The sequence below is a fragment of the Actinomyces sp. ICM58 genome (assembly GCF_000283035.1).
Taxonomy (GTDB): domain Bacteria; phylum Actinomycetota; class Actinomycetes; order Actinomycetales; family Actinomycetaceae; genus Pauljensenia.
Window position 1 is genome coordinate 1 of record NZ_ALIY01000045.1, and the last position, 5712, is coordinate 5712.

The window sequence follows — 5712 nt, forward strand, 5'->3', positions numbered from 1 at the left end:
GTTGTGCTCGGCGTCACGCTGGGCGTCGGCGCCGGCGTGGAACCCCACGTGCCGGACGAATCCGGGGTCTGCAGGATCGTCAGGTTCTCCAACTCCGCGTCTTGCGTGATGAGCACGGTGATGCCGCCGAGAGAGGACTTGCCCCACGAGGGGGAGGTCGCCGTCTTGTCGGAGCAGTCCTTTAGCGGAGCGGCCCAGCCGTCGTCGTCCATGTTCGTGGCCAGGGAATCGATGCTTGACTGGCACACGATCTGGATGGGCTGCCCCTCGGCGACCTTGATCGTCAGGTTCTGCCAGGCCTGCCAGCTCACGGTGATCGACTTGGTGGTGCCCGCGGGGGCGCCGCTCAGGTCGAGCGTGACGGTGCCCAGGGGGCTCGAGCCCTGCACGGAGCTGACGGTCCAATCCACCGTCTTGTCGCTGGCCGGATTCTGGATCGTGGAGCCGATCGTGGTGATCGCGCCCCGCGTGGCCTCCGTGCCGATGGCGGCGGTGGGCAGCGCGACGATGATTCCGAGGATGGACAGGGTCGTGAGCCAGCCGGCGCTGCGGTCGCGCAGGGCTGCGATCGCGAGGGAGAGGCCGACGATGATCAGGCACACGCCGCCTCCGATGACGATGATGCGCGCGATCGTCTGGGACTGTGTTGCGGCCGTGATGAAGGGGATGGAGGGTCCCTTGTCAACCATGTAGATGCCGGCGAAGACGGCGGCAGCGACGAGGACCAGGAGGCCCGTGATAGCCAGGTTCGCGCGCGCGGACACCGTGCGGGGCCGGTGGGTCGGCGCGGGACGCGGGGTCCACTGACGAGGCTTGGGCGGGCCCGAGGGGGGCCTCCAGCCCGGGTGGGGCTGGGAGGGATGAGCGGCGGCCGGGCGCGGCCCGGCCTGCGCGCCGGGGGCCCCGGAGGCGCTGGGGGAGTCTGCCGGGACTCCGTAGAAGGGGTATCCGGCGGGGTGCTCGGGGTTCGTTTGCCCCGGTGACGCGGGACCCGCGTCGCTAGCGGACGGGGTGGTTCCCCCAAAAGGGGCGGTGTCCCCCGCCGGCGAGGCGCCCTGCTGGCCGCCGTACTGCGGGGTCCCGTACTGCGGGGTCCCGTACTGCTGGCCGGAGGCCCCCGGGCCGCGCCGCTTGTTCGGAGAGCTGGCGCTGGCCACGACGAGATACACGAGGCCGATGAGGCCGCCGATGATGGCGAGCGCGAAGAAGGAGCCAAATCCGATGCCGGCGCCCCCGAAGATGAGGCCCGCAGAGGGGATGAGGGACGACAGGGAGAACAGGCCGAGGACAATGCCGCCGACAACGGCGATATCGAAGCGTCCCTCGAGGGCCTCCTCCAGGTGAATGCGGCCGTCCTGGGCCTCGGGCAGCAGGAGCCAACCGAGCGCGTAGGCGAGGGGCACGAAGGGGATGAAGAACGCGGCGAGGACGGTCAGCACTCGCACGAGGGACATGTCCCACCCGGTGCGTGCGGCCACGCCCGAGCAGACGCCGCCGACGACGCGAGGCTGCGCGCGGTACCATCCCGAGCCGCGCATGGACTCAAAGAACCTGTTGCGGGGCGGGCGCTGCTGGTAGTTGCCGCTGGGGTCCGACGGACCGTGAGACCAACTCATGGTGCACTTCCTCTCGATGGGATCCACGATGCGTGGATCGATACCACTACTCAACCAAACAACAGGGGTGCTCCGACAGTAGGGGACTCCCTGAACGGCCCCTGATTGTCTCGGGGGTACCCCTGGCCTCCTGCCCGGGCGTGCCACAATGGGAGGGTGAGCAGACCCGAGAGTTACCCCCGACCGGGGTGGACGCCGCCCATTCCGGCGCCCCCCGCCAGGCCTCCGCTCGTGCGCGCGACCTCCTCCAGCCCCGACATGCCCACCCCCTGGATGGGGGGCGTCTGCTCGGGCCTGGCCGTGCACCTGGGGATCCCGGTGCTCCTGGTGCGCGTCACGCTCATCGGCTTCACCGTGCTCGGCGTGGGCGCCCTCGCCTACCTGTGGCTGTGGGTGACGGTCCCCGAGGACACGCCCGAGGCCTCGGCGTCGGGTACGCTCAGCCCCGGCCTCGTGCGCCTGCGAGAGGAACGGGCGGCCCAGGTCGCGCGTAACCGCATGATCGCGACGGGCGTGGGGCTCCTGGTTGCCGCCGTGGCCGGCACGATCCTGAACGCGACGAGCACCCTCGACTGGCGCGACATGGGATCCATCATCTCGATCGTCTCCGGCATTACCCTGGTGTGGAGCCAGAGCCGCGAGGTGCGCAACTGGCGCTCTATGCGCTTCATCGGGGCGGTCCTGGGCGGCATCGCGCTGCTCAGCCTCGGCGTCGTCATGGTCGCCTCACGCGACAACCCGCCCGTCATCCTGCTGCGCGGCGGCCTCATCGGCGCGGCCCTGGTCGCCGGCGTCCTCTTCGCCCTCGTGCCCATGTGGCTGCGCACCACCAAGGACCTGTCCCAGGCCCAAGCCCAGCGCGTGCGCGACGCCGAGCGCGCCGACATCGCCGCCCACCTGCACGACTCCGTCCTCCAGGCCCTGACCCTCATCCGCGCCTCCGCCGAAGACCCCGCCCGCGTGCGCGCCATCGCCCTGACGGAGGAGCGCGAGCTGCGCGCCTGGCTTTACACGGGCCACGCCGGGGCCGCCGACTCCCTCGAGGCCGCCGTCACCGAGGCCGTCGTCGGGGTCGAGAGCCGCTACGGCGTGCCCATCAGCGTCGTCGTCGTCGGCGACATGCGGCCGGGTCCCGGTGAGCTCGCCCTCGTCGCGGCCCTGGCCGAGGCCTGCCAAAACGCCGTGCGCCACGGCGCCCCGCCCGTCTCCGTCTACGTCGAGGTGCGCCCCCAGGCCGTGGAGGCCTTCATCAAGGACAGCGGCGCGGGCTTCGACCTCGCCACCATCGCCCCCGACCGCCACGGCGTGCGCGACTCCATCGTGGGGCGCATGCGCCGCGCCGGGGGAGAGGCCACGATCAGGCGTCTCGCGCGCGGAACCGAAATCGCCCTGAGCGTTCCCCGCTCCGATATCCTGGAACAAACAGCCCCGACCGGGAGGACACAGTGACCATCCGCATCCTCGTCATCGACGATCACCCCATGGTTCGCGCCGGGGTGCGATCCGAACTCGAAAACTCCGGGGCCGACCTCGAGATCGTCGGGGACGCCTCCGACGTCGAAGGCGCCATCGCCGCCTGCCGCGCCCTGACCCCCGACGTCGCCCTCCTCGACGTGCACCTGCCCGGCGGCAACGGCGGAGGCGGCGCCGAAGTCGCCAGCGCCTGCCGCGACATCGAGGGCCTGCACTTCCTGGCCCTGTCCGTCTCCGACTCCGCCGAAGACGTCGTCCAGGTCATCCGGGCGGGCGCTCGCGGATACGTCACCAAGTCGATCTCCACGCCCGACCTCGTCGAGGCCATCGGGCGAGTGGCGGCCGGGGACGCGGCCTTCAGCCCGCGCCTGGCCGGCTTCGTGCTCGACGCCTTTGGGACCGGCGAGGTCTCCACGACCGACAGCGAGCTGGACCTGCTCTCCGCCCGCGAGCAGGAGGTCATGCGCCTCATCGCCCGCGGCTACACCTACAAGGAAGTCGCCCACGACCTGTTCATCTCCATCAAGACCGTGGAAACGCACGTCAGCTCCGTCCTGCGCAAACTCCAGCTCTCTAACCGCAACGAGCTGACGCGCTGGGCCATGCAGCGCCACATCGTGTGAGGTCAGCCCCCTTTCGCGCGCGCCTTCTTTAGCGGGGGCCGTGCGTGCCTACAATGGAATCCCGAGGGCGCGACTGCGCCTGACCGCCCCACACGGACGGCCTCTTTTATTTCCGCGACCTCGGAGGATGCATGCACCGCATCGGTTTTGATAGTGATCAGTACGTCGAGATGCAGTCTCGACACATCGCCCAACGGCGCGGCGAGTTCGGTGGAAAGCTGTACCTGGAGTTTGGTGGCAAGCTGATCGACGACATGCACGCCTCGCGCGTCCTGCCCGGCTTCACGCCCGACAACAAGGTGCGGATGCTGCGCGAGCTGGCCGACGAGGTCGAGATTATCGTCGCCGTCAACGCGAAGGACTTCGCGCGCCGCAAGGTCCGCGCCGATATGGGAACCACCTACGACGACGAGGTCCTGCGCCAGATCGACGAGTTCCGCGAGCGCGGCCTGTACGTCGGGTCCGTCGTTATCACGCAGTGGACGGACGACAACAAGGCTGCTGCAGAGGTCAAGGAGCGTTTCGAGAAGCTCGGCATCCGCGTCTACCGCCACTTCCCGATCCCCGGCTATCCCTCGGACGTGGAGCGCATCGTCTCCGACGAGGGCTACGGCGCCAACGAGTACGTTCAGACCAGCCGCGACCTCGTCGTGGTGACGGCTCCCGGCCCGGGCTCCGGCAAGATGGCGACCTGCCTGTCGCAGCTCTACCACGACCACAAGCGCGGGATCGAGTCCGGCTACGCGAAATGGGAGACCTTCCCGATCTGGAACATTGCGCTGGATCACCCGGTGAACATCGCCTACGAGGCGGCAACCGCCGACCTCGACGACGTCAACATGATTGATCCCTTCCACCTGGAGGCCTACGGGATCAAGACGGTCAACTACAACCGTGACGTCGAAATCTTCCCGGTCCTCAACCGCCTCTTCGAGAAGATCCTCGGATCTTCCCCCTACAAGAGCCCCACGGACATGGGCGTCAACATGGCGGGCCACTGCATCGTCGACGACGAGGCCTGCAGGGAGGCCTCGCGCCAAGAGATCATTCGCCGCTACTACAAGGCCCTCGTGACCGAGAAGAAGGAGATGAGCGAACCCGTGCAGTCGGCGCGCATCTCCCTGCTCATGAGCCGCGTGGGCGTGGGCCGCATGGATCGCCCGGTCGTGCGTCCCGCCCTGGACCTGGCCGAGGCCACGGGCGAGCCGGCCGCCGCGATCGAGCTGCCCGACGGCCAGATCGTCACGGGCAAGACGTCGGCGCTGCTGGGCTGCTCCTCGGCGATGCTCCTCAACGCCCTCAAGAAGCTTGCGGGCCTGCCCGACGAGGTCCAGCTCCTGGCTCCCCAGTCGATCGAGCCTATCCAGCGCCTGAAGACCCACGACCTGGGCTCGCGCAATCCGCGCCTGCACACCGACGAGGTCCTCATTGCCCTGGCCGTGTCCGCCAACGGTGACGACAACGCGCGCCGCGCCCTCGACCAGCTGTGCGCCCTGCGCGACTGCGACGTGCACGAGTCCGTCATCCTGGGCCCCGTGGACGAGGGCATCTTCCGTTCCCTCGGCATCCAGGTGACCACCGAGCCCGTGTACGCGACCAAGTCGCTGTACCGCAAGAAGTAGCTCCTGGTACGAGGCCGGGGTTTCCTTCGCGTATTAGCGCGGGGCGCCCCGGCCTCGTCGCGTGCCGCCTGTCGCGGTTGGCTCACCCGATCTGGCCGTTCGTGGCTGGCGCCACCCGGGGTGAGTGCCGCAGCTGAGGGTGGGGCGGTTTAGGCTTGGAGACGATGAGTGACGCGACTTCTTTGCCTGACCTTGGTTTCCTGATCGGCCCCGATGGGGGCCGCCAGGACGACTACGTGCCGCCGGAGGTGCCCGCCTTCGACGTGGAGGACGCGCTGGGCGCCGACTACGACGGCGGCTGGCCCGACATTGCCGTCCCCGGTGGGGGCTCGGGGGAGGCCTCCGCGTGGGAGGCTGCCCCGGCCTCGTCCGCGCCCG

The 5712-nt window shown here is 69.5% G+C and carries 5 protein-coding genes; 4 read left to right on the forward strand and 1 reads right to left on the reverse strand.

From position 1 onward, the window contains the following. Positions 1-1616: PspC domain-containing protein (locus HMPREF1138_RS10600; protein ID WP_039936512.1), on the reverse strand; the 1616-nt coding region annotated here is incomplete at its 3' end. 258 nt (positions 1617-1874) lie between these two features. On the opposite strand from HMPREF1138_RS10600, the gene HMPREF1138_RS01870 reads away from it, so the two are divergent. From HMPREF1138_RS01870 to HMPREF1138_RS01885, 4 genes are all read left to right on the forward strand, one after another. After that, positions 1875-3065 (forward strand): ATP-binding protein, encoded by a 1191-nt coding sequence (locus tag HMPREF1138_RS01870; protein WP_021612046.1) that lies wholly within the window; start codon positions 1875-1877, stop codon positions 3063-3065. Then, positions 3062-3712, forward strand: a complete 651-nt coding sequence (locus tag HMPREF1138_RS01875; RefSeq protein WP_009055913.1) for a LuxR C-terminal-related transcriptional regulator — start codon at positions 3062-3064, stop codon at positions 3710-3712. The genes HMPREF1138_RS01870 and HMPREF1138_RS01875 overlap by 4 nt, the downstream gene beginning before the upstream one ends. 131 nt (positions 3713-3843) lie before the next feature. Further along, positions 3844-5334, forward strand: coding sequence for a DUF1846 domain-containing protein (locus HMPREF1138_RS01880; RefSeq protein ID WP_009055918.1), 1491 nt, complete (start codon positions 3844-3846; stop codon positions 5332-5334). Between the two features lie 164 nt (positions 5335-5498). Next, positions 5499-5712 (forward strand): hypothetical protein (locus HMPREF1138_RS01885; protein WP_009055910.1); only part of this gene is annotated, 214 nt, incomplete at its 3' end.